General features: G+C 37.6%; 18 protein-coding genes, 2 tRNA genes and 1 pseudogene. 12 read left to right on the forward strand and 9 right to left on the reverse strand.

Going from position 1 to position 24,479, the window contains the following annotated elements:
• Positions 1-62: 62 nt before the first annotated feature.
• The 4 genes from ACT53H_RS04695 (at position 63) to ACT53H_RS04710 (ending at position 5,104) form a co-directional block, all read left to right on the forward strand.
• Positions 63-1,394: an APC family permease gene (locus ACT53H_RS04695; protein ID WP_174740733.1), complete on the forward strand. Its 1,332-nt coding sequence runs from the start codon at positions 63-65 to the stop codon at positions 1,392-1,394.
• 18 nt (positions 1,395-1,412) lie between these two features.
• Complete coding sequence (locus tag ACT53H_RS04700; RefSeq protein WP_476008735.1) at positions 1,413-2,858, forward strand: NAD(P)/FAD-dependent oxidoreductase; 1,446 nt, start codon at positions 1,413-1,415, stop codon at positions 2,856-2,858.
• A 147-nt stretch (positions 2,859-3,005) separates the two neighbouring features.
• Entirely contained in the window at positions 3,006-4,364 is a 1,359-nt protein-coding gene (locus ACT53H_RS04705; protein ID WP_238612011.1) for an amino acid permease, read from the forward strand.
• 380 nt (positions 4,365-4,744) lie between these two features.
• The gene (locus ACT53H_RS04710; RefSeq protein WP_004793863.1) at positions 4,745-5,104 is read left to right on the forward strand and encodes a C1 domain-containing protein; all 360 of its coding nucleotides are present in this window, start codon (positions 4,745-4,747) and stop codon (positions 5,102-5,104) included.
• A 94-nt stretch (positions 5,105-5,198) separates the two neighbouring features.
• Here the strand turns inward: ACT53H_RS04710 and ACT53H_RS04715 are convergent, their stop codons facing one another.
• Positions 5,199-5,753 (reverse strand): TetR/AcrR family transcriptional regulator, encoded by a 555-nt coding sequence (locus tag ACT53H_RS04715; protein WP_476008736.1) that lies wholly within the window; start codon positions 5,751-5,753, stop codon positions 5,199-5,201.
• A gap of 913 nt (positions 5,754-6,666) precedes the next feature.
• On the opposite strand from ACT53H_RS04715, the gene ACT53H_RS04720 reads away from it, so the two are divergent.
• Together ACT53H_RS04720 and ACT53H_RS04725 are read left to right on the forward strand one after the other, a co-directional pair.
• Complete coding sequence (locus ACT53H_RS04720; protein ID WP_476008737.1) at positions 6,667-7,755, forward strand: YjgN family protein; 1,089 nt, start codon at positions 6,667-6,669, stop codon at positions 7,753-7,755.
• Positions 7,756-7,775: 20 nt separating this feature from the next.
• Positions 7,776-8,867, forward strand: coding sequence for a M48 family metallopeptidase (locus ACT53H_RS04725; RefSeq protein WP_476008738.1), 1,092 nt, complete (start codon positions 7,776-7,778; stop codon positions 8,865-8,867).
• Between the two features lie 155 nt (positions 8,868-9,022).
• Here ACT53H_RS04725 and ACT53H_RS04730 read toward each other — a convergent pair whose 3' ends face one another.
• From ACT53H_RS04730 to ACT53H_RS04755, 6 genes and pseudogenes are all read right to left on the reverse strand, one after another.
• The gene (locus ACT53H_RS04730) at positions 9,023-9,340 is read right to left on the reverse strand and encodes a hypothetical protein (RefSeq protein WP_476008902.1); all 318 of its coding nucleotides are present in this window, start codon (positions 9,338-9,340) and stop codon (positions 9,023-9,025) included.
• A gap of 381 nt (positions 9,341-9,721) precedes the next feature.
• Positions 9,722-11,470, reverse strand: coding sequence for an FAD-dependent oxidoreductase (locus tag ACT53H_RS04735; protein WP_476008739.1), 1,749 nt, complete (start codon positions 11,468-11,470; stop codon positions 9,722-9,724).
• A 356-nt stretch (positions 11,471-11,826) separates the two neighbouring features.
• Positions 11,827-12,170 (reverse strand): annotated as a pseudogene (locus ACT53H_RS04740) (DUF3969 family protein).
• A gap of 240 nt (positions 12,171-12,410) precedes the next feature.
• A tRNA-Ser gene (locus ACT53H_RS04745) sits at positions 12,411-12,500 on the reverse strand.
• Between the two features lie 85 nt (positions 12,501-12,585).
• On the reverse strand, positions 12,586-14,616 hold the full coding sequence (locus ACT53H_RS04750) for an oxidoreductase (RefSeq protein WP_476008740.1): 2,031 nt from the start codon (positions 14,614-14,616) through the stop codon (positions 12,586-12,588).
• A gap of 127 nt (positions 14,617-14,743) precedes the next feature.
• Positions 14,744-15,079: a hypothetical protein gene (locus tag ACT53H_RS04755; RefSeq protein WP_004793878.1), complete on the reverse strand. Its 336-nt coding sequence runs from the start codon at positions 15,077-15,079 to the stop codon at positions 14,744-14,746.
• Between the two features lie 230 nt (positions 15,080-15,309).
• Here ACT53H_RS04755 and argG point away from each other — a divergent pair, with 230 nt between their 5' ends.
• Positions 15,310-16,668 (forward strand): argininosuccinate synthase, encoded by a 1,359-nt coding sequence (argG, locus tag ACT53H_RS04760; protein WP_009390370.1) that lies wholly within the window; start codon positions 15,310-15,312, stop codon positions 16,666-16,668.
• Between the two features lie 61 nt (positions 16,669-16,729).
• Here argG and ACT53H_RS04765 read toward each other — a convergent pair whose 3' ends face one another.
• Positions 16,730-17,992: a diguanylate cyclase gene (locus ACT53H_RS04765; RefSeq protein WP_476008741.1), complete on the reverse strand. Its 1,263-nt coding sequence runs from the start codon at positions 17,990-17,992 to the stop codon at positions 16,730-16,732.
• A 149-nt stretch (positions 17,993-18,141) separates the two neighbouring features.
• Between ACT53H_RS04765 and pyrC the strand changes: the two genes are divergently transcribed.
• From pyrC to ACT53H_RS04790, 5 genes are all read left to right on the forward strand, one after another.
• Positions 18,142-19,176, forward strand: coding sequence for a dihydroorotase (pyrC, locus tag ACT53H_RS04770; RefSeq protein ID WP_003652801.1), 1,035 nt, complete (start codon positions 18,142-18,144; stop codon positions 19,174-19,176).
• Positions 19,161-19,823 (forward strand): ribonuclease T, encoded by a 663-nt coding sequence (gene rnt, locus ACT53H_RS04775; RefSeq protein WP_476008742.1) that lies wholly within the window; start codon positions 19,161-19,163, stop codon positions 19,821-19,823. The genes pyrC and rnt overlap by 16 nt, the downstream gene beginning before the upstream one ends.
• Positions 19,824-19,841: 18 nt before the next feature.
• Positions 19,842-19,917: transfer RNA gene (locus ACT53H_RS04780), tRNA-Glu, on the forward strand.
• Between the two features lie 184 nt (positions 19,918-20,101).
• On the forward strand, positions 20,102-22,216 hold the full coding sequence (locus ACT53H_RS04785; protein WP_476008743.1) for a TonB-dependent siderophore receptor: 2,115 nt from the start codon (positions 20,102-20,104) through the stop codon (positions 22,214-22,216).
• A 230-nt stretch (positions 22,217-22,446) separates the two neighbouring features.
• Positions 22,447-23,130 carry a glutathione binding-like protein gene (locus tag ACT53H_RS04790; RefSeq protein WP_174727862.1) on the forward strand — a complete coding sequence of 228 codons (684 nt, stop codon included), beginning with the start codon at positions 22,447-22,449 and terminating at the stop codon, positions 23,128-23,130.
• A gap of 5 nt (positions 23,131-23,135) precedes the next feature.
• On the opposite strand, the gene ACT53H_RS04795 is transcribed toward ACT53H_RS04790, so the two are convergent.
• Positions 23,136-24,380 carry an NADH:flavin oxidoreductase/NADH oxidase family protein gene (locus tag ACT53H_RS04795; RefSeq protein WP_476008744.1) on the reverse strand — a complete coding sequence of 415 codons (1,245 nt, stop codon included), beginning with the start codon at positions 24,378-24,380 and terminating at the stop codon, positions 23,136-23,138.
• Between the last annotated feature and the right edge of the window lie 99 nt (positions 24,381-24,479).

Consider the following 24,479-nt stretch of genomic DNA (forward strand, 5'->3'; position numbering starts at 1 on the left):
TCAAAAATAGCATCGCTTTTCCGGATGAAAAGCAAAACAACGAAATTTGAGGTTGAAATGACATGGAAAATAAAACGTCTTCCTTAAAAAAACTGTCTCTTTGGCAAGTCACAATTATCGGTATTGCCTACATGACTCCCATGACGGTGTTTGATACTTTCGGTATTGTCTCGGGAATTACCAATGGACACGTACCACTCGCATATTTACTCGCACTTGGTGCAATGCTACTCACCGCTTGGAGCTATGCAAGATTCAGCAAAAATTCAGAAAAATCAGGCTCGGCATATAGCTATACAGCTGAAAGTTTAGGGCCTAAAAGTGGCTTTTTTGTCGGTTGGTGTTCCCTACTCGACTATCTGTTATTACCCCTCATTAATGTTTTGCTGGCTGCAATTTATCTCACAGCCCTTATTCCAAGTTTGCCTTATTGGTTTTGGGTGTTTGTATCGGCAGGCCTAGTCACTTTAGTGAATTGTTTCCGCATTCGGTTACTCGCTAATTTAAGTCTCGTGTTTGTATTTGCACCTATCATACTCATGGTCATTTTTGTTTATTTAGTGATTCAGGGTATTGGCTCGACTCAAGGTTATGAGCATGTGCTTACATTAGCCCCTCTCTGGCATGAGCACCAATCTATACTACCGCTCGTTGCGGGTGCCTCAGTTTTGTGCTTTTCATTTTTGGGTTTTGATGCGGTTACTACCCTTTCAAATGAAACTAAACAACCCACCAAAAATATTCCCCGAGCGGTCATGTTAACAACACTGGTTGGTGGGTTCATTTTCTTTACAGCCGCTTGGTTTATTCAGCTTTATTTTCCAAATAATCTGCGCTTCCAGCACCCTACGGAAGCACTGCCTGAAATTGTGCTTTATGTCGGCGGTGCTTTTTTCCAATCCGTATTCTTATGCGGGCAGATTATGAACACAGTCGCCTCTGGCCTTGCCTCACATGCCAGCGCTTCGCGTTTACTGTATATAATGGGCACCGATAATATTTTTCCTAAAAAGTATTTTGGGACAATTCACATCTCTTTAGGTACACCATTTTTTTCGGTTTTATTTGTTGGTCTTATTTCAATGTCTGCGGTTTTTCTAGATTTAGCACAAGTCGTAAGCCTCATTAGCTTTGGTGCGCTAGTCGCTTTTACAGCCGTAAATTTCTCAGTTTTTATGAAGTTTTATATTAAAGATAAACAGCGCTCAGGGTTTAAAAATAAATTTCTAAACCTCTTTTTACCGCTTTTATCCGTCATCAGCATTATTTGCCTGTGGCTTAACCTTGATTCATCTTCACTCACTTTCGGATGTTTCTGGTTATCGCTAGGCATTCTTTTATTTATCTATAAAACGATTAAAAAACAAAGTATTGCTATTAGTAATGCTTATTAATTTTTAAGGAACTTCGTCATGAAAATTATTTCTAAACCTCAACTTTTAAAAGACGTGCAATATAAACCAAGTAAATCTCTACAAGTGGGCAAAGAGTGGAGCTGGTTAAATCCAAAACATGCAAAATTTGACACAACAAATGTAGAAGGTGCAGCGGTAGATAATCCAGCGAACTACTATGAAAGCTCTCTTTCTGATTGGCATACATTTGACAGTTTACAAGCTGATATTGAATGTGATGTGGTTGTTATTGGCGGTGGCTTATTAGGTTCATCAAGTGCATTACATTTAGCTGAACAAGGCATAGATACTGTTTTATTAGAAAAAAATAGAATTGGTAGTGCCGCTTCTGGCAGAAATGGCGGACAACTTACCCCTGGTTTAGCTCGCTGGGAAGCCCAAGAAATGGCTGATCGCTTAAGTTATGAAGATGCTAAAAAACTCTGGCATTTTACCTCTACGGAAGCGATGCAACTCATCGATGACATCTCAGAAAAATACCAACTCAACTTTGACCGTAAATACGGCCACATTACTGCTGCCGTTCATGAAGGACATTTGGTTGGTTTAACACAAGGCGCCGATGCACGAAAATATTTAGGTGAAGACCATACGCGTATTGTGGGTAAACACGAACTCATGGACTTTATTAAGTCTGACTACTATACGGGTGGTTTAATTGATGAGTTAGGTGGACAGATCCATCCTTTAGCTTTAAACCGTGGCTTAATTTATGGCTTTTGCCAAAATGGCGGTACTGTTTATGAGCAAACAGAAGTCATTTCAATAGAAGAAAAAGCAGATGGTATTTATGTTCAAACAGCAAATGCTGTCGTAAAAGCTAAAAAGTCTGTGGTATTAGCAGTACACCATGCTTCATTTAAACTTTTAGCAGAGCAAAGCAATACTACTATTCCGTTTTACACCTATGTTGCGACCACTGCCCCACTAGAACTTGATACAAAAGAGCTTCTGCCATTTGGGCATCCTGTTTATGACACTCAGTTCCAGATTGATTACTACCGTCCCGTGTTTAATAACCGTTTACTTTTTGGTGGCCAAGGCACAGGAACATGTTGGGGACCAGAGAAAACTTTAAATTATCTAGAGCATCGAATTCATACGGTTTTCCCTCAAATTAAAAATCTAGAAATGGATTTTGTCTGGAGTGGGACAACTGATTTAACCGTAAATGGTGCAGTCGATAGCCGTAAGTTTGGTAATAAATTCCCGATTTATGCTGTTCATGGCTGGAGTGGTCACGGCGTTGCACAGACTGTACGTATTGGTAAAGCCATTGCGAATGACTTTGTTGGGCAATCTAACGATTTTGAAATGCTATCTAAAATTGATCATCAAAATATTATGTTTGGTCGTACTCTTGCTCCCGTTGTTATTCCGCTCGCAAAAAGTATGTATGGCATCGGTGCAATGATTAATCCGGGCAAAATGGTATCTTTCTAATTTATAAGATAACCAATTTTCAAAAAAGGGATTCGTATAGCTTTTTACGGATCCCTTTTATTTAGCTGAGTAAAATCCTTTTCAAACTAGGTTATCCCTAACCAATCTATTACAATAGCGCCAGCTTTTTTATTCAGCGCATATATTTTGAGCAACTCATCTTCCCAATTAAAACGCGGACTTAAAAATCGCCACATCCAGCTAATCGCTATGGGTGGTGCTGTCGGGACAGGTTTATTTTTAGGCTCTGCACAAGTCATCCAGTCTGCTGGCCCTTCTATTATTTTAGGTTATGCCATTGTCGGTTTGGTCGCATTTTTAATTATGCGTCAAATGGGTGAAATGATCGTAGAAGAACCTGTGGTCGGTTCCTTTAGTTACTTTGCACAAAAATATTGGGGAAGATTCCCCGGTTTTTTATCGGGCTGGAACTATTGGGTGGTCTATATTTTGGTCGCAATGACCGAACTGACAGCCGTTGCTAAATATGTGCATTACTGGTGGCCTCATATTCCTGCTTGGATATCAGCCTTATTTTTCTTTGTTTTAGTCACGTGTTTGAACTTAGGCAATGTTAAATTTTATGGTGAATCTGAGTTTTGGTTAGCCATTATTAAAGTTGCGGCGGTCATTGCCATGATCGTGTTTGGCTTATATTTATTGCTCACCGCAGGTAGTGACTCTATCGCTAGCTTTTCAAACCTCTGGCAGCATGGCGGATTTTTCCCGCATGGGTTCTCGGGCCTGTTTTATATGCTCGCCTTCTTAATGTTTGCTTTTGGTGGTATTGAACTGATTGGGATGACTGCTGCTGAAGCCGAAAATCCTGAAAAAAGTATTCCACAAGCCATTAACCAAGTCATCTTTCGAATCTTGGTTTTCTATGTGGCTTCGCTTGCCATCATCATGTCGCTCATTCCGTGGAATCAGCTTGACCTAGGTGGTTTAGATAAAAGCCCATTTGTGATGATTTTTAGCCAGCTTGGGATTGGCTGGGCAGCGCATTTGCTTAACTTTATTATTTTGACGGCTGCACTATCTGTTTATAACAGCGGTATGTACGCAAACAGTCGTATGTTATATGGCCTAGCTGTACAGGGCCACGCATCCAAAATTTTCACAAAAGTGAGCAAACAAGGGGTTCCTACACCTGCTGTTATCTTTTCTTCTATTCTGATTTTTGGTTGTGTATTGCTGAATTATTTTATCCCAGAAGAAGCTTTAAGCTATCTCATGTACATGGCTGTGGCAGCTTTAGTTTTAAACTGGGCAATCATTAGCTTTACCCATTTAAAGTTTAAACGTGCCATGAAACTTGAAGATAAAGTTGTTAAATTCCCTGCACTGTTTTCACCTTTAAGTAACTATATCGTTTTGATTTTTATTGGCATGATTTTATATATCATGTGGACAAAAGGGTTTGAAAAATCAGTTATTTTAATTCCAATTTGGATTACATTCATGTTTGGATTATATAAATTTTTGAGTTGGAAAAAATCACTCTAATCTTCAAAGAAGGCTTATTCAAACAGGATAAGCCTTTTATCATTGAATAACTCGCGTCTTCCTAAGTAACTTCAGAAAATCTACTCAAAAAACCATTCACATTTTATTCATTATTATTAAATTGCTCTCTGCTAGACACATTAATATGTAAGCCTTAGTCATTCTAAACATTGGTATTTAATGAGATAATTATTAAAGTACAAGTGTTTACATGATCTATAAATATTTGTGTCAATGTTCAGCTAAAATCAAAGCAGACCAGTTATCGTTACGATCACTCAATAGGAAAAAGACACTTCATCGAAAGACAGGTTCTTTACCCACTTTACTGATTTAGCGCCGTCAACTGTGTCACTCAATGATGAAAGACAGGAAATTTTATGGAAAAAGCTCTGCAATGTCCTAAGTGTGGTTCTACCGAAGTTGAAGCACGTGACCATGACAAATTACTTAGAACAACTGGCGGTGTTTTACTGACAGCTGCTGGTACGACAGCAGGCACTGTAGGTGGTGCTGCAACTGGAGCTTCTGTTGGTGCAGCGATTGGTACGATTGCTGGCCCTTTAGGTGTGATTGTTGGCGGAACTGTAGGAACTTTTGTCGGTGCAATTAGCGCAGGTATTACTGGCGGTGTGGTTGGCAATATTTTTGGTAAGAAAGCTGGCGTAATGATCGATAAAAACATTTTTCAGGATTATCGCTGCCTAAAATGTAAATATCGCTTTAAGCAAAAGAAGTAATGTTTATTTAAATTAAGCTCAGGTTTAATTTACTTTCAAAGTAAGGAAAGTAAGCAATTATTAGTATCTTTCCTTACCTATGTTTTCCTCTAATTTATCCTAAAGTAATAAAAAAATAATCTAGTAATTTTTCTCTTTCATCTGGCTTGTTTGGATCTAAAAGCTGAACCATTGCCCCATCAATCACAAACAAAAACATGTGAGCATCTTGTTTTGAAGCATTTACGTTGGTTGTTAAAAGCAAATTATAGATTTCATTAATAAACCAGTTTCGATATTCAACGACCACCTGATACGCCTTTGAATGCGTTTTCGCAATTTCAAAAATAGCTTTAAAAGGTAAATGATAAAGTCCGTCTAAATCGGCATGTAAAAAGTAAAGCTTACGCAGTTTTTCAACTAGGGTTAATTCTTTTTGATCATGAATGATTGAAAGCACTTCTTGTTTTAGTCCATCTTTTTGAAAGGTTAAACTCATTTGAATTAGCCTTTCTTTTGAATGAAAGTAGCTATAAAAAGTCGCTTTTGGGATTTTTGCCGACTCAATAATTCGATCGACCCCGACATTGTGAAAGCCATAGTGATTAAACAGATATCGAGAGGTATGAAGCACACTTAAAGCACGAAAAGGGAGATCTGAATGTGGCATAGTTTTACCGTTATAAAATAAATTCTTGTTGTATATAAATGAGATATAAAACCCACTGTCTTTTCTTGGGAGAAAAAAGGCATAGCCAAGCCCATAAAGACTGTGCTTGGCACATCTCAAGTTTTATTGTTGATTAAGTTTTTAGTTAAGACGATTTAAAGTCTGAAAAGCCAAATGACTTTCAAACTGCTTTAAAAATTTAAGTTGTGTCGTTATAGCTTTTGGCAAAGGTTGCCAAGAAATAATGAATGTTCAAAGCCAACTCCTTTTTATTGGGAGTTCTGCCAAATCATTAAAATTATGGTGGCAGAACGAAAGGGGGTTAGCAGACTGGCCGAAAAAACCCAGCACACCCGAAGGTGTCCCCCTCCCGTTCCGCCGCAGAGGGGGCACGAGGGTTCGTCACTAAAAGATTGCTCTTTTAATGCTTTTCGGAACGGTCTGCTAAAACCGACTGGCAATGTGGCCAGCAGGCAAAGGATAGTGCTCTACCCTATTGCAGTCAAGCACACAAAATGACATTTGTTTTAAAATAGATCATTAAAAAGTAAGGATAAATAATTAAAATTTATTGTTAATTTGGGGTTTACGACAAGTTTAAAATTTATATAGATATATTAGTTTCAACAGGTAAGATTAGAATATAAAAATGGTAAATGATGAAATGAAGGATGTAGAAAATTTTCAGTTAGAAATCGCAATAAGTCACCAATATGCCTTTAAACCTATTATTTATACTTCTCTCGATTAGCTTTCTGCTCCGAACAACTCAATAAGAATATAATAGTAAAAATTGTTGTTTGCTTTTCATTCTATTCCTTTCAATTTATAAAAAATATATAATGTTCTCAATAGCTTTCTAATTATCTATTACATTCAATCAAGATCATTTAGTTTCAATAAAGAGAATAAAATGCAAGAACAAGCTTTACCCTCATCTCCTCAAGATTTGAATGAGGAGCAAAGTATTACGTCCCCACCAATTTCTCAATCAGGAATTTATCATTTTAAGTTTCATGGTAAAGCCTCAGAATATTTTGGAATCTGGATCGTTAATATTCTTTTGACTATTATTACTTTAAGCTTATATGCACCGTGGGCTAAAGTTCGTCGCTTACGCTATTTCTATGGCAATACAGAATTTTTTGAACGCCGCTTTGATTTTACCGGGATTCCAACCAAGATTTTGATTGGCCGTTTAATTGCATTAGGAATTTACGCAGTATTCGCAATTTCATCACAGTATTCAATAGTTGCAACTGTGGTTGGACTAGTTGCGCTATATACAGCAATACCTTGGCTAATTCGCGCTACTTTGCGTTTTACTGCAAGAAATAGTAAGTTCGGCAACGCACGTTTTTATTTTGGTGGAACGATAAAAGAATCTTATAAAGTCTTTCTTTTGAGTATATTGGTATATATTTTCACATTAGGAATCTTTACACCTGTCGCTATTTGGCTATATAAAAAATATTATCTAAACAACTTATATGCTGGACAATTAAATTTTAAATTAAACGCGAAATGGTCTGAATATATGGCTGCAGTTTATATACCAGTTTTTATTGCAATTGGTATAATTGCTATTTTATCAATCATTTACTTTGCTCTTGCAGGAACAATTGCTGGGTTCTCACCGAACGCTTTAGTCTTCGGAATAGTTATGGTATATGCATTTATTGGATTATTTATTTATCCATTAATTGCTGCACGTATTTTTATTACGACATGGAACAATACTACAGTTGGAAACAGTCAATTTAAAACAGACTGTAATCAATGGCGTTTTGCATGGATTGTAGCTTCAAACTGGATTGTAAAAATCTTAACCATAGGTTTAATGTCTGCTTGGGCTGCGGTTCGTATTCACAAATATCAGATTGAATCGATGAGTTTAATTTTATTAGATGATCCAGATCAAATGATGAATCTCGCTCAGCAAGAACAAAGTGCTTTAGCTGAAGAAATCAGTGATATTTTTGATATTGACATCTCTCTATAATAATCTGAGTTTAATAATTTATGTCCCAAGCAGTAGATATCATTTTCTATGATGGCATAGTGTCTAAACCTCACCGTGCTCAGATTTCAGATCAATCTAAATCTGAAGTTCTCATTCGGTATGGTGAGCAATTAGAACAACAACGTCATTATCAATATACTGATATGAAATTGATTGGTGCGTTGGGACAGTTACACCCAGTGATTGAATTATCTGATGATGCACGGATTGAATTTCATAGTGCATTACCAGACTGGTTTAATTACACAACTAAAAAGGTTCAACATTCGATCTGGAAACTTGAACGCTCTCCGAGTCTTATTCTTTTTAGTGTAATTTTTGTGATTACTTTTGCGATCAGTCTAGTGAAATGGGGTGTTCCAGCCACATCCCATTATCTTGCTTTTCAATTACCCGAGAATACTTTAAAGAAACTAGGTGATGAAGCCGAGAATTATGTATTAAATAATTGGACTGCACCCAGCCAATTAGCACAAACTCAAAAAGACCAAATTACTAAACAATATTTGAATATTATTGCTGAAAACAGACCAGCCAAATTAGTCTTCCGTAAAGGCGATCATTTAGGAGCAAATGCTGTAGCGCTACCTAATAATACGATTATCATCACAGATGAACTGATCAAAATGGCACGTACTAATCAGGAAATCTTAGGCGTATTAGCCCATGAACAAGGCCATCTGGTTTATCGCCATAGTTTGCAACAAGGGTTAACTAGTTTAGGCCTGAGTATATTATACATTGCAATGACAGGAGATAATTCAGACTTATTTACGTCATTACCTGCCGCTATGATTGGTGCAAATTACTCACGTAAATTTGAGTCAGAAGCCGATCTATATGCTTTACAGCTGATGGATAGGAAGCATATAGAAGTCTCGCACTTCGCAAATTTCTTACAACGTTTAAGCGATACAACAGAAGAAGGTATCGATACAAAAAATCAGTCCAACCCATCAACTTCCCAAGAAGAATCTTCAGCTAATAAACTATCTACAGCTGTGCTTGATACTTTATCCTCTCATCCTGCAACTGAAGAACGTATTCGAATGGTTCATGATTTTGAGAAAAAACAACATGCTAAAGATTAAATAGTAGAAAATGAAAATTCATTCCCAAGACACGATGAAATATAAAGTTAAGCTGAAATCTCAATCTGCTTAACTCAATCCAAATTTCCATATGAGCTGCTAAGTACTCAAACTTTTTTTAAAAGCACTCAAAATAATTTATAGGCTCACGGAGTCTATCTAGAAAATTTATGGTCTTTAGGAAGTGGAGCATCACATGGTTGATCTGTCTTTACATTGACCATTTTCACAGGCCCATCGTTGTAGATTGTTACCTTACAGCCTTTTACAACATATTCCTGTTGAATCCCACCGTACATTTCATCCTCAGAAACAGCAGATGCAACATCACATGCCTCGTCAGCACGGCATATATCCTCTTGCCCACCTACAGCTTCTGCTCCAGCAGCTTCCATTACATCTACAGTACTCACCTGTACTTCAGCATCTACAGTCTGTATTTTTGCTGCATATGTATTTGAAAGATTCATCATAAGAAAAATTGCAAGAAAGAACTTACTACTAGGTTTTATTAAATTCATGAATTATCCATATCTCTTAATTTAAATTTGGTACATATCAGGCGATTTTAGTTTGCAAGTTAGTGATGTAAAAGCGCTAGTATTATAAGAAGCTATTCTACTCATAATTATACCTATAGCAGCAATAGTTGACCCGAAAGAATTCTTCAAACAATGACAAGATATTGACCATTATGAGGATGTAATTAAGTACAAAATATAAAATTAAACTGAAATAAAAATCTACCTAACTCAATCCAAATTTTTATATAGGTTTCTAAGCATTAAAACATTCACATAAAAAAGCCTCTGCTTTTAACAGAGGCTTTTCGAATTTGGTGAAGCAGTCAAATACTAATTCAAACTAAGTATTGATGATATGGCTTTGTGCAATTCATTGTCCGCCGATTCAATTTTGTTGCTTTGCCAAGCAATATAGCCGTCTGGTCTGATCATGATGCAAGCATTTTCATCATTACCCCAAGAGCGAGACAGTTCTCCATAAGAGTCTTCAACATCTCTTTTTGGGCCTACCTGTATAACGTTAATATCCAAGTTGAGCTGGTTATTAAGTTTGTCTACAGCACACTTCCATTTGTCACCTTGCAACCAACAGAACAGCGTAAATTTTCCATTTCCGATTAAGTCTAAGGTTGATATATTTTTATAATTTTTGACTAGCCATGTATGAGGAAGTTTATGACCGGGGGTAAATGAAGGATAATAATGAAGATCTTCATCTCTACTAGAATCTATTTTATTTTCAATAGCAGACTCTGCTCCAATAATTGCAGATGAATGATACCGTACGTTAGTTTCGACTCCTAAAGCAGCAAATTCATAAGCTTTATATTCAATTGCAGATCTTAAATCACGACGTTTAACAGCACCTTTTTCATTACTTTCGCTTAAGGCATTTATACTTCCCTGCATCGTCTCTGTACTGTACTTTCCATCTAACTCTAAAGCAGAAAAGATTGTAGAGAATTCTCTAACACTTTGATTTGCTCGCTTAACAATTCGCTCACCAACAGGTGCTCTTTCTTCATTAAAACTATCTAATAAACCACTACCCGCTTTGCCATTTAATACAAATGCTAATTTCCAACATAAATTATAAGCGTCTTGTATAGATGAGTTTGAACCTAATCCATTCGAAGGTGGATGACGATGGACAGCATCGCCAATACAGAAAACTCGACCTTTTGAGTATTGCTCTGCATACATTTCATTTACTGTCCATAACGACTTACTATTTATGTTTATTTCAATGTCGTTATCGCCAATAAGCTGTTTGCAAATTGCAATCGCCTCATCATCGGTAAGAGATGGTTCTTCTTTTTCAATGTCATACCCCCAAACAATCTGCCATTCATTCCAAGGTCTGACCATACGCAACAACCCTAACCCAATCCCACCAATGTTTGCTCCAGGTTGTATAATCCACCACAGGTATCCCGGTCGATGTGAAACGTATTTTGTTAAATCGGCTTTAAAAATAATACTGATACTGCCACTTTTGCCCATTTTACCAGCCATAGGTAAATCTAAATCTTTTACGACTTTACTGCTCGCACCATCAGCCCCGATTAAATACTTACAACGAATTAAGTATGTTTGTTGAGTTAATTTATCTAAAACAGTGACTGTTACGCCGTTCTTATCTTGTACATGAGATAAGTATTCCGTATCAAATCTTGGATGACTTCCTCGTGATGCTGCATTTGAAAGTAAAATAGGTTCAAATAGGTGTTGAGGAAGATCACACTGTTCACAGGGACTCGCTTTAGCATATTCTGACATTCTTTCTGGATGATTCATTCCATAAGGAAAGCGTCCAATTTCATCACCCGTTAAAGATGTGCAATAAACAACATCTCCCATAACTTCTTTTGGTGCTGCTTTTGCGATTACTTCATCAGAGATCCCTAAATCTCGAACAATTTCCATAGTTCTTTGACTGATATAATGAGCACGAGGACTGTTTGCCAGCCATCTATATTTAGTTATTATGATATTTCTAATTCCATAACTACTTAACATAAGTGCAGCCGAAGAACCAGCCGGACCACTTCCAACAATTAAAACATCAGTTTCTAACATTTTTATCCTATTACTTACATATTTTTGACAGCTAAATAGTTATTACATACATTTAAAGCAAATAACCATTTTGAATATAATATTGCTTCTAAAAATCAAGTTCAGTTATTAATAAAGTATTCACAACATTAAGCGTAAAACAAAATTTCGCCCTAATTCTTAAATATAAATTATTCCTATACCCCCTATTTACAAAATAATCATAAATACAATCTTTATCCAATAACAGCTATTTATAAATTTTGATAATTCTTTAAACTCTAAAATTATTCGTAAATTTTTAAAGCTCCTAAACTACTTTCTATAGTATCAAGATCTAATAAGGTGTCAGTAATATTTTTTATATTAAATATATCTCAATTATATTTGTTAAATAAATTTTGATCATACCATTTTTCAAATTCAAAACTAGTTTCAGGAAAATTCTTGATCATACCCTCACATTCCTTAAACATTTTTTCTACTTCACTTTTAAAATCAATATTTAATCCCCCAAGATCTTCTAGTTTGGTCCCTTTATGAATTATATTAATTAAGTCGATAGAGCAATTATTTTCTTTCAAAAGTCTAAGCATATATGGTGTATACAAAAAATATTCAGCTTCATTTATATCTATATAATTATTTTTTAAAGAGTACAAAACACCTAGATTAATTAGTAAAATTAACTTTCCAAATCAGTTTTTCCAGATCTACTCATTTTTCTCTGCAACTATTCTTATATTAATCGAAAAATCTTATTAAACTAGCTTTAGTAATAATCGATATGTTCATTTTATATCTAAGTGACTATATTAAATTTTTCTATTTAAAGCCACTTTAAATCCTACAGAATAAGTATAGTAACCTTCAACCTCCAGACTAAATGCTGACGCAACTCAATCAATTTATGCCATAGAAATAAAAAAAGCCCCTGCTTTTAACAGGGGCTTTTCGAATTTGGCGGAAGCGGTGAGATTCGAACTCACGGAGGACTCACACCCTCGTCGGTTTTCAAGACCGGTGCATTAAACCGCTCTGCCACGCTTCCATGTGCGTAAGAATACAAAGCTTATTCATTTTATTCAAGAAAAATATCATCGCTTTGTGTTCAAGTGCATATTGTTTCATCAATTTTACAATCGAGCAGCTAATTCTGCTCCTTCTTTGATCGCACGCTTCGCATCTAGCTCTGCTGCGAGCTTTGCACCACCAATAATATAGTAGTTCGCTATAGTCGACTCACCTTCTTTTGGCATCAAGTCTTTTACCGACTCTTGACCTGCACACACTACAACCGTGTCTACACGTAAAAGCTGGTCTTGACCATTGTGCTCAATCCAAAGCCCTTCATCAGTGACTGCTTTATATTGCACACCACGTAGCATACGCACGCCATGCTTTTTAAGCTGTGCGCGGTGTACCCAACCTGACGTCTTGCCAAGGCCAATACCTAATGGTGTTGTTTTACGTTGTAGTAAATAAATTTCACGGATTGCTGGTTCAACCACTGGTGGCTGCATACCACCTTCAGAAACATAGTTCGGATCTGGGTCTACCCCCCATTCACGTTGCCACTCGGCTAAAGGTTGAGGCTGTGGTTGATGTGGAGGTTTAAGTAAAAACTCAGATACATCAAAACCAATACCGCCAGCACCAATCACTGCTACTTTTTGCCCAACTTCTGCACCTTTTAAAACTTGAGCATAAGAAAGAACTTGTGGTGCATTGCTTCCTTCAATTTTTAGTGCACGAGGGATTACACCTGTTGCAACAATCACTTCATCAAAACCTTCGCGTTCAAGCTGCTCACGGTTCACGCGAGTATTTAAACGTACATCCACCCCAGTTTTTTCGAGTTGGACTTTGAAGTAGCGAATCGTTTCGTGAAACTCTTCTTTACCCGGTACAACTTTGGCAAAGTTAAACTGACCGCCCACATCTGAAGTTGCCTCAAACAAAGTAACCGCATGACCGCGGCTTGCCGCAACAGTTGCTGCTGACATTCCTGCTACGCCACCACCTACTACCGCAATACGTTTAGGCTGCTTGGTTTTTAAATAAACCAGTTCAGTTTCATGACCTGCACGCGGGTTCACTAAACACGACACACGCTGATTTTTAAAAGCGTGGTCTAAACATGCTTGGTTACAAGCAATACAGGTATTAATTTCATCAACACGGTTAGTTGCAGTCTTGTTTACCCAAAAAGCATCAGCTAATAATGGACGAGCCATTTGAACCATATCTGCTTTCCCTGCTGCCAAAATCTCTTCAGCAGTTTCAGGCATGTTAATACGGTTTGACGCAATAATCGGAATAGAAATATGCTGTTTTACGTGGGCTGTGTAATCGACAAAAGCGGCTCGAGGCACCGACGTTACAATCGTCGGAACACGAGCTTCATGCCAGCCAATGCCGGTATTTAATAAAGTCACACCCGCTTTTTCTAAAGCTTTGGCTACAGTCACCACTTCTTGCATGGTGTTACCATCATGCACAAGGTCGAGTAAAGACAAGCGGAAACAAATAATAAATTTCTCACCAACTTTGGCACGAATCGCTTTTACAACTTCGACTGGAAAACGCATACGGTTTTCAATATCGCCGCCCCAACGGTCTGTACGCTGGTTCACATGACTACTTAAAAACTGGTTAATTAAATAACCTTCCGAACCCATAATTTCGACACCGTCATAGCCCGCTTTTTTGGCAATGTCAGCACAATGTGCATAGTCATCAATCGTACTTAAAATATTTTTTTCAGAAAGCTGACGGGGTTTAAATGGTGAAATTGGCGATTTGATCGGACTAGAAGATACTGCAAATGGTTGATAACCATAACGGCCGGCATGCAAAATTTGCATTAAAATTTTTGAACCATGTTTATGCACAGCATGTGTAACCAGACGGTGCTGCGGAATATCTGTTAAACCATTCATGGTTCCACCCATTGGCAGGAGCCATCCTTGACGGTTCGGAGAAATACCCCCCGTCACAATCAGGCCAACCCCACCTTTAGCACGCTCTTCAAAATAAGCTGCTAGTTTTGGGTAATTGTAAAAACGGTCTTCAAGCCCCGTATGCATAGATCCCATCACCACACGGTTTTTAATGGTGGTAAAGCCTAAATGTAATGGTTTTAATAAATTGGCGTAACTTGTCATGCTGCGTCCCAATAGTTTTTGCAACTTGTTGCATAGTACTTTAATACTTTTTTTATGTTTTAGGATGACCATGTAAAGAAATTTATCGGGGCTTATGGTCAATCCATTAAAGCCACTCTTATTACTTTTATTTAATGACGCTAAAGAAATCTAGCTCTTTCTCCCATTTATATAATAAAAACAGCATAATCACGCCAAGAATGGTTCCAATAGGAAATGCAAAAAGTAAAAATACCGTTAAGAAAAGTGAAATATATCTAGAATTTTTTGTGCCATCTAAAACTCTTTTAGCAGCATATAGATGAAGCCCAATCACAACCATTTTTCCAATAACTCCACCGAGTAAATAAGTAGAGCTTGAGCCACTGATTGCCATATAATGATAAATCATATAAATCACGTCGAGTACAGTGATTATAGCCACGACATAGTGTGCACGCGATAAGCCAAAATTTTTCTTCATATTTACCCTATTTTCTTTTTAAGTCATTAAAAGTCTTTTCTTATTTGGAATAACAATACTTCATTCCCCCTTCTCATTCTATAAATAGCCTTAGATTTTTTATCAAATCAAAACTTCAAGCCAGAAGGAATGAATTAATGCTTTTTTTGCCAAAAAAAGCACCATGAATAGTGCTACAATAGCCGCCATTCAGAATTCTCGAGACCACCTGTACGGGGTCTTTTTTATAAATGTTAGGATTAGCAATGACTGATAATGCAACTATCTTGCAGCATGTACCAGTAGGCAAAAAAGTTGGGATTGCCTTCTCCGGAGGCCTAGACACTTCAGCTGCTTTATTATGGATGAAACAAAAGGGTGCAGAGCCTTATGCATATACTGCAAACTTAGGCCAGCCTGATGAAGATGACTACGATGCAATTCCAAAGAAAGCAGAACAATACGGCGCTGTAAAAGCTCGATTAATTGACTGCCGCTTACAACTTGCGCTCGAAGGTATTGCTGCAATTCAGTGTGGTGCATTCCATATCAGTACAGGTGGTGTTCCTTATTTCAATACGACTCCATTAGGTCGTGCAGTAACAGGTACAATGTTAGTTACTGCAATGAAAGAAGATGATGTAAACATCTGGGGTGACGGTTCAACTTATAAAGGTAACGATATTGAACGTTTCTATCGTTATGGTTTATTGACCAACCCGAATCTTAAAATTTATAAGCCTTGGTTAGATCAAAACTTCATCGATGAACTCGGTGGCCGTGCAGAAATGTCACAGTTCCTGATCGACAACGGTTTTGACTATAAAATGTCAAAAGAAAAAGCGTATTCAACTGACTCAAACATGTTGGGCGCAACTCACGAAGCAAAAGATCTTGAATACCTAAATGCTGGTATCAAAATCGTTGACCCAATTATGGGTGTTGCTTTCTGGAAAGAAGAAGTTGAAATCAAACCAGAAGAAGTAACTGTACGTTTTGAAGAAGGTGTACCTGTTGCGTTAAACGGTCAAACTTTTAACAATCCAGTTGAGCTTATTCTTGAAGCAAACCGTATTGGTGGTCGTCATGGTTTAGGTATGTCTGACCAAATCGAAAACCGTATTATCGAAGCGAAATCTCGTGGTATTTATGAAGCTCCGGGTATGGCTCTTCTTCATATTGCTTACGAGCGTTTGGTTACTGGTATTCATAACGAAGATACGATCGAACAATACCGCATTAACGGTTTACGTTTAGGTCGTTTACTTTACCAAGGTCGTTGGTTCGACTCTCAAGCGCTTATGTTGCGTGAAACTGCACAGCGTTGGGTTGCTAAAGCTGTTACAGGTGAAGTGACTCTTGAACTTCGTCGTGGTAATGACTACACCATCATGAACACTGAATCTCCAAACTTAACGTATGAAGCTGAACGTTTAACAATGGAAAAAGGCGATTCAATGTTCTCGCCTATGGACCGTATTGGTCAGTTGACTATGCGTAACCTCGACATTACCGATACACGTGCAAAACTTGGTATCTATACAGATGCTGGTTTACTTTCAATCGGTCAAGGTTCTGCTATTCCTCAATTAGACAGTAAGAAAAAATAATTTTCTTATCGCGTCAAAAAAGGCCACCTACTAAGGTGGCCTTTTTATTTTTAAAATTCATTCAGGCAATTTCGGCGACTTGTAAAGGCTGATAATAAATTTGGTTACGCCCCAGCTGCTTAGCCCGATATAAAGCTTGATCGGCAGCATGAATTAAATTTTCCTGAGTAACTTTTAAACCCTCTGTATAAACAGTAAAACCCAAACTAATGGTTACATGCGTAGAGACCAAAGATGCAGCATGAGGAATCGCTTGACGCTCAATGGCTTTATAAATATTGGCAGCCACAGCATATGCACCTTGAGCAGGTGTTTTTGGCAAAAGAACCACAAACTCTTCTCCGCCATATCGGGCAACAAAATCAACATGACGAATCGAATTTTTAATTGCAGAGGCAATAGATGAGATGACCTTATCCCCCATCTGATGCCCATAAAAATCGTTATAGTTTTTAAAAAAATCGATATCAATAAATAAAACGGCCAATGGACGTTGTTCTTGTTTTGCCCGATAGTAAAAAAAGTCGAACATCTCATCGAAAGTACGTCGATTAGAAATTTTAGTGAGTGCATCTTGCTGACTTAAATGAAGCAACTCAGATGCCTCAATACGTAGAATCTTTTCGTTAAGCTCAGCAAGCTGATTATTTAAAAAAAGGCTTCTTTCTCTAGAAGTAAGCATCGTACTAATTGAAAAACCTAAAATACAGCTACCAAACAATGCACGTCCCAAAGCAATGTAGTCACAATTCGCCTGCAATAAAATTAATGAAGAAAAAACGAAAATTGCTGCTGTTAAACCCACATAAAGCATGTGCAGAGGTTTTATACCGCTTAAAATAAAGCCGAGCATATATAAAAAAGAAAGGAGTAACATCGACTGATTTTTAAGAGCAGTATTTCCTACACTAAGCAGCAACATTGCATTGAAAATAATGGTAAAAAATACAATCCCGCACGCAGCGATGTAAAAATATTCAGTGAGTTTTTTAAACTTGGCAAAAACCCAAAATAGCAGCAGCGCACAAGCAATATTAATTGCACTCAATAAGCAGTAAACAAAGTCCCAAGTAATGTAAGGTACGCCAATCACTAAGTAGTCTGTAGGGAGCGCTAATAAAATAAAAATTAGATAGGTGAGAACGCCACTTGCTAAAAATTTGGAGATATTTTGTTTAGTTCGTTCAAGATTTAAGCACCAGAACTTTTTTTCTAATTGATGAGGCAAAGGTGTATTGGCATAACGATGAGTATGTAAAGTTACCAGATATTCTATTTCTTCTTTTGCTTTGAGTAATTCCTGTACATTTCCCCTATTTACCACTACCCGATTCCTACCTCTTACACATTAACAAAATATAACATTATTTTTTGAGGCCTCTTGCGCTTTATTTTGCCATTTGTCCGTAATTCTCGTTACCATTTTCACACTTTATCGATTATCATTTGTTTTATTTCGAAGTTTGAACTGCCTTGGACTCTATTACCCTGCTCCAGCCAGATGACTGGCATGCACATTTACGTGATGGTTTAGCATTAAAACGTACTGTACCTGATTTGGCTAAACAGTTTGCTCGTGCGATCTGTATGCCAAACCTTGTTCCACCAGTAAAGACTGTGGAAGAAGCGCTGGCTTACCGTGAACGTATTCTTGCTCATGTTCCAGAAGGTCTCAATTTTGACCCGCGTATGGTGCTTTATTTTACTGACTTCACCTCACCAGACGAAGTTCGTAAAATTAAAGAATCTGGACATGTAAACGCAATTAAACTTTACCCAGCGGGCGCAACCACCAATTCTGATAATGGTGTGAGTGATATCCGTAAGGTTTATGCAGTTATTGAACAATTAGAAGAACATCAAGTTCCGTTATTACTTCATGGTGAAGTAACTCATAACCATGTCGATATTTTTGACCGTGAAAAACGCTTCCTTGACGAAGTACTCAACCCACTCTTAAAACAGTTTCCAAAACTTAAAGTGGTACTTGAGCACATTACAACAAGCGATGCGGCTCATTTTGTTTTAGAACATGACCGTAATGTTGCTGCAACAATCACCCCTCAGCATTTATTATTTAACCGTAATGATATGTTGGTCGGTGGTATTAAACCGCATTTTTACTGTTTGCCAATTTTAAAGCGTCAAACACATCAAACAACTTTGCTTGAAGTTGCAACGAGTGGTAACCCTAAATTTTTCTTGGGTACAGATAGTGCGCCTCACTCACAAGATGCAAAAGAAAATGCGTGTGGCTGTGCGGGCTGTTATAGTGCACCTAACGCAATTGAGCTTTATGCCCAAGCATTTGATCAAGTGGGTAAATTAGAGCGTTTAGAAGGTTTTGCTAGCCATTTTGGCGCGGACTTCTACGGTCTACCACGTAATACTTCTACCATTACTTTGGTAAAAGAAGATAACCTTGTCCCAGAATCTTTTGATTATTTAGATGATCAAAAAATTATCCCGCTGCATGCCGGGAAAACGCTGCAATGGAGAAAAGTGTGACACAAGAAACCTCTGTCCCGGTCATTGGCCAACGTTTTCGTGGCTTCTTACCTGTTGTTGTTGACGTTGAAACGGCAGGTTTTAATGCCCAGACAGATGCATTGCTAGAAATTGCGTGCATTCCAATTGTGTATGATGCTCAGGGACAATTTGTCCCTGGTCCAGCATTTCATGCGCACATTAACCCGTTTGAAGGGGCTAACCTCGACCGTCGTTCGCTAGACTTTATTGGTATTGATCCATCCAATCCAATGCGTATAGCAATGGCTGAAGATGAACGGACTGCATTACGCCGTATTTTTAAATCAGTCAATGACGTTCGTAAACAGCAACACTGTACGCACGCAGTATTGGTCGGTCATAACGCTCATTTTGATCTTGGTTTTGTTCAAGCTGCAATTGCACGTACAAGCACAAAAAACCAGAACCCTTTTCATAGTTTTTCAGTCATGGATACAGTTACTTTAAGTGCTGTTATGTTTGGACAAACCGTCCTTGCTAAAGCATGTATTCAAGCTGGAATTGAGTTCGATGGTAAAGAAGCACACTCTGCTTTATACGATACTCAGAAGACTGCTGAACTGTTTTGCTATATTTTGAACAAACTGTCTCCTTACCTACTTGACAGTTTGGTGGCGGCTTCTTAAGATACCGCCATCCTCAACGTCCCTATCGTCTAGAGGCCTAGGACATCGCCCTTTCACGGCGGTAACCGGGGTTCGAATCCCCGTAGGGACGCCATTATTCTATTCTTATAAAATTTCTTTTTATTTTTTTAACATTCTATTTATTGCTTTAACCTCTCTTATTTCCAAATAAAATACATTTGTATTTAAATATCACTGATCCAGTATTTCTTTTACATAGATTTACAATATAATAATTCTTATTTTTATACTGATATTTATTATCAACAAGGTTTTAAATGGATCTTAAGCTTCGCCTCCTCTCCCTGAGCATCGCTCAACTCTATTGTATTTCAACATCTTTCGCAGAAACAGATCAATCTTCAACTACGCTTGCTACCATTAAAATTAAAGCCCAACAGGCCGATAACCAAGCTTATAAGGTAGATAATTCGAGTAGCGCAACACGTAATGAAGTCGCATTAAAAGATACACCGCAATCTGTCAGTGTGGTGACCCAAAAAGTAATTGAAGATATTGGAGCTACACGTTTAATCGAAGCACTTGATTTAGCTGGCGGTGTTACTCGTGCTAATAACTTTGGCGGTCAAGGCTTAACAGGGTTTAACCTTCGTGGTTTCACTAGCGGTGAGTTTTACCGTAATGGATTCCCAATTAACCGTGGTTATCCGAACGCTCCAGATAGCAACACGATTGAACGCGTAGACGTTTTACGTGGCCCCTCTTCTAGCTTGTATGGCCGTGGTGACCCAGGTGGTACGTTTAACTTAATTTCTAAAACACCAAAGTCTGAGCAACAAACCACTTTGGGCGCACAGCTTAACAGTGAAAGTTTATACCGCACCACGGTAGACATGACAGGAACTGTACCTAATGCAGAGAACATTGGTTATCGTCTAAATGTGATTGCAGAAGGTGGCGATAGTTATCGCGACCACGTTGAATCTAAACGTTATGGAATTGCTCCAGTCATTCAATGGCAAGTTTCTGATGCAACCAAAGTTACTTTTGAAGCAGATATTTTACGAAATCAGCATCCACTTGATCGTGGCCAAACACGTTATGCAGGTCAGAAGTCTTTTAATAGTTCACCCGAAACTTATTTGTGGGAAACGGGTAAATACAACAACCGCCTATATAATGATAACAATATGACTCAATTACGAGTCGAACACGACCTTGGGAATGACTGGAAGCTGAATGCTGGTGTGCAATATTTAAATGGCAAATTGCATGGCTATGCAGTAGAGGCAAATGGTATTCAAAATGACGGTGAAACTTTAGGCCGGAATTACAACTATCGTGAATTGAAATGGCAAGATACAGATGCCCAAATTAATCTAACAGGTAATTTCCAACTTTTAGGTCTAGCTCATACTCTTGTAACTGGACTTGAATATGAAAACTACGATTACAAGTCATATATTATTCGTTCAAGTGGTGATGTCGGTAGTTACCCTATTAATATTTATAATCCTGTTTTAGGCCAACCACTGCCTGAGCTTAATAGGGTTACTACTCATGATCGCGAAAACTTAAAAACAACTGCTCTTTTTGTACAAGATCAAATCGATTTAAATGAGCATTTAAGTGCACTGCTAGGTTTGCGTTTTGAGCACTACGAACATGATTACAAAAATCTATTACCGAATACTGCAAACTGGAATACCAGTCATGATGCATTTATTCCACGTTTAGGTTTGGTTTTTAAAGCTCGTGATGACCTTTCAATCTATAGCAATGCTGCAAAATCGTTTAAACCAAATACGGGGGCTAGTCGTAATGGAGAGGGATTTGACCCAGAAGAAGGCATGGCTTACGAGTTAGGCTTTAAATGGCAAGCACTCGACAAGATGCTATCGGTGGACTCTGCTATTTTTTACGCAAAAAAAGAAAATGTCTTAACTTTAGATCCTGTAGATTCAGCCTATAAAGTTGCTGCTGGTGAAGTTCGTAGCCAAGGTATTGAGCTAAATATTGCAGGGCAAATCACTCCAGCTTGGAAAATTATTGGTGGATATGCCTATACAGATGCAGAAGTCAGCAAAGACAATACTTTGAAAAAAGGAACTGCACTGGCCAACATTCCAAAGAATAGTTTTAATCTTTTAAATATCTATGAATTTCAGGATGGTCCTTTACAAGGCCTAGGTCTAGGAATTAATCAAAAATATATTGATAAGCGTGCAGGACAAACAGCCAATAGTACTTACACAATGAAAGGTTATGCAGTTACAGATTTGGTTTCTTATTATCAGGTGACACCAAAACTTCGTCTTAACTTAGATGTGAAGAACATTTTTGATAAAGTTTATGATGAAAGTGCTTTCAATTTATATGCTTATCCGGGTGAATCACGTACGGTTCAATTAGGTATGAGCTATACGTTCTAAACTGAACTATAAAGACATCTGATATACGGTATCCTCTTCAAGACGACAAACTTGTAGGTCAGATCTCGTTAGGGATATCAAACACTAAAAAGCCACTCTATTTTTAATAGCAGTGGCTTTTTATTAAGCTACTTTTATATAAAAAATATAATTTACTGATTTATAAATATTTTTATAATTAAATTATGTTCTATACTTAACATAGATCAAAACTATAATTTAGACATGACATGCAAATTCGATTATTTCACTTAAAAAATTCTCGCTCTCAACGCATTATTTGGTTTTTAGAAGAATTAGAACTCAACTATGAACTCATTATTAAAGATCATTCAGGCATAGGCGAAGATAAAAACTCACCTCATCAATTATCAAAATTTCCAGCTATCGAAATTATTGAACAAGGAAAGACTTCAGTCTTAGCTGAAACCTCAGCAATTTTAGATTACCTATCTCATTTACACCCACAATTGGGACCGAACAGCCTATCAAGCCAACAACTCCTAAATTTTTATTATTGGAAAAATTATTGTGAGGCAACATTCATTCCCGATTTAGTACTCAAACAAATTTTTCACCAAATTGCACAACGTACACCTTTTCCGATCCGTTTCATTACTAAACTTTTAAAATATGGATTCGATCAAGGCTATCTCAATCAATCATTACAACGGCAAATGAAAATGATTGATGAACATTTAGAGCAACATGCATGGTTTACCGGAGATCAGTTTACTATTGCTGATATTTTGATGTGGTTTCCATTATTAGCTTGCTCACAAAATTACAGTCAGTTTAAACATATACACCGTTATCTCGCCCAAATAGAAAACAGACCTGCCTTTAACAATGCTTTAACTAAAGGCCAATGGTCTGCTTCTACATTTAACGCTTACTGGACCACTGCATGGTAATGAAATTACGCCGACTTACGCGAATTCACTTGTCCTTGAATCACCGCTTTAATATTGCCTTTGGCATAATTTAAAAACACCACCAGGGGTGAAAGTTTTGGATTTGGTTTTTTACCCTTGCCAATGGTTTTAAATTGAGCGGCATACCAAATAATTTCCATAATTGCCATTTTATCGACAAAAGGTAAACCTGTTTTAATCGGATTTACGGCATAACGCACGTCTTGCCCTGCAATTAGACGTGCTGTTAAATCGGTTTCTACCGCAAATGGGCGAGCAATACCAATAAAGTCACATGCGCCACTTTCAAGTGCAGCATTCATGCCCTCTACGGTACGGAACCCACCTGTTACCATGAGTTTACACTTAACATGCTGACGGATTTTCTCTGCAAAATCTAAAAAGTATGCTTCACGTGCAATCGTGCTTGCTTTACGTTTATCTGCCTTAGCTCCAGCCATTGCTGGTGCCTCGTAAGTACCACCTGAAATTTCAATTAAATCGATTCCAGCTTCATCTACTGCTTTAAAAACTGAAATCACATCTTCTTCGCTAATACCGCCACGCTGAAAGTCGGCCGAGTTAAGCTTCACTGAAATGATAAAATTATCTGAAGTCGCTTCACGTACCGCTTTATAAACCTCTAATAAAAAACGGCTACGATTTTCAACTGAACCGCCCCATTGATCTGTACGCTTATTAGTTAATGGCGATAAAAACTGACTAATTAAATAACCATGTGCACCATGTAATTGCACCCCTTCAAAACCTGCTTTTTCACAAATGTGAGCTGCTGTCGCAAAACGATTAATAATATCTAGAATTTCATCATGAGTAAGTTCACGTGGCGTTCCAAACATGGTTGCTAAAGCTGGGCTAAAAGGTACTGCCGATGGTGCAACGGTTTCTTTATTTAAACCTTTTGGACACTGACGACCTGGGTGTGACAATTGAATCAATTGCACCATGCCATATTTTTTACCTAAGGCCGCCCACTCTTTTAAGCGATCTAGGTCACGTTCAGTTTCAATAACCACAACACCCGGTTCATTTTTTGCTCCAGCATTTACCATGACATTGCCCGTAATGGCACAGCCAAGTTCACCTTTTGCCCAAGCACCATATAAGCCTAAATGTAAATCATTTGGTTGGCCTTCATAATTTGCAAGCGCCTCACTCATCGCACCTTTAATAATGCGGTTTTTAAAGGTGGTATTACGAATTGTGATGGGTTGAGCAATCTGGTTCATGGTTAACCTCTTTTTTTGAATTATAGAGTAATTACTCTAATTTAAATGAGTTATTGAGCGTGTCAAGACATAATCGATAACTGACAATAGCACATGTCA

The sequence above is a fragment of the Acinetobacter sp. DMC2 genome, assembly GCF_056314305.1.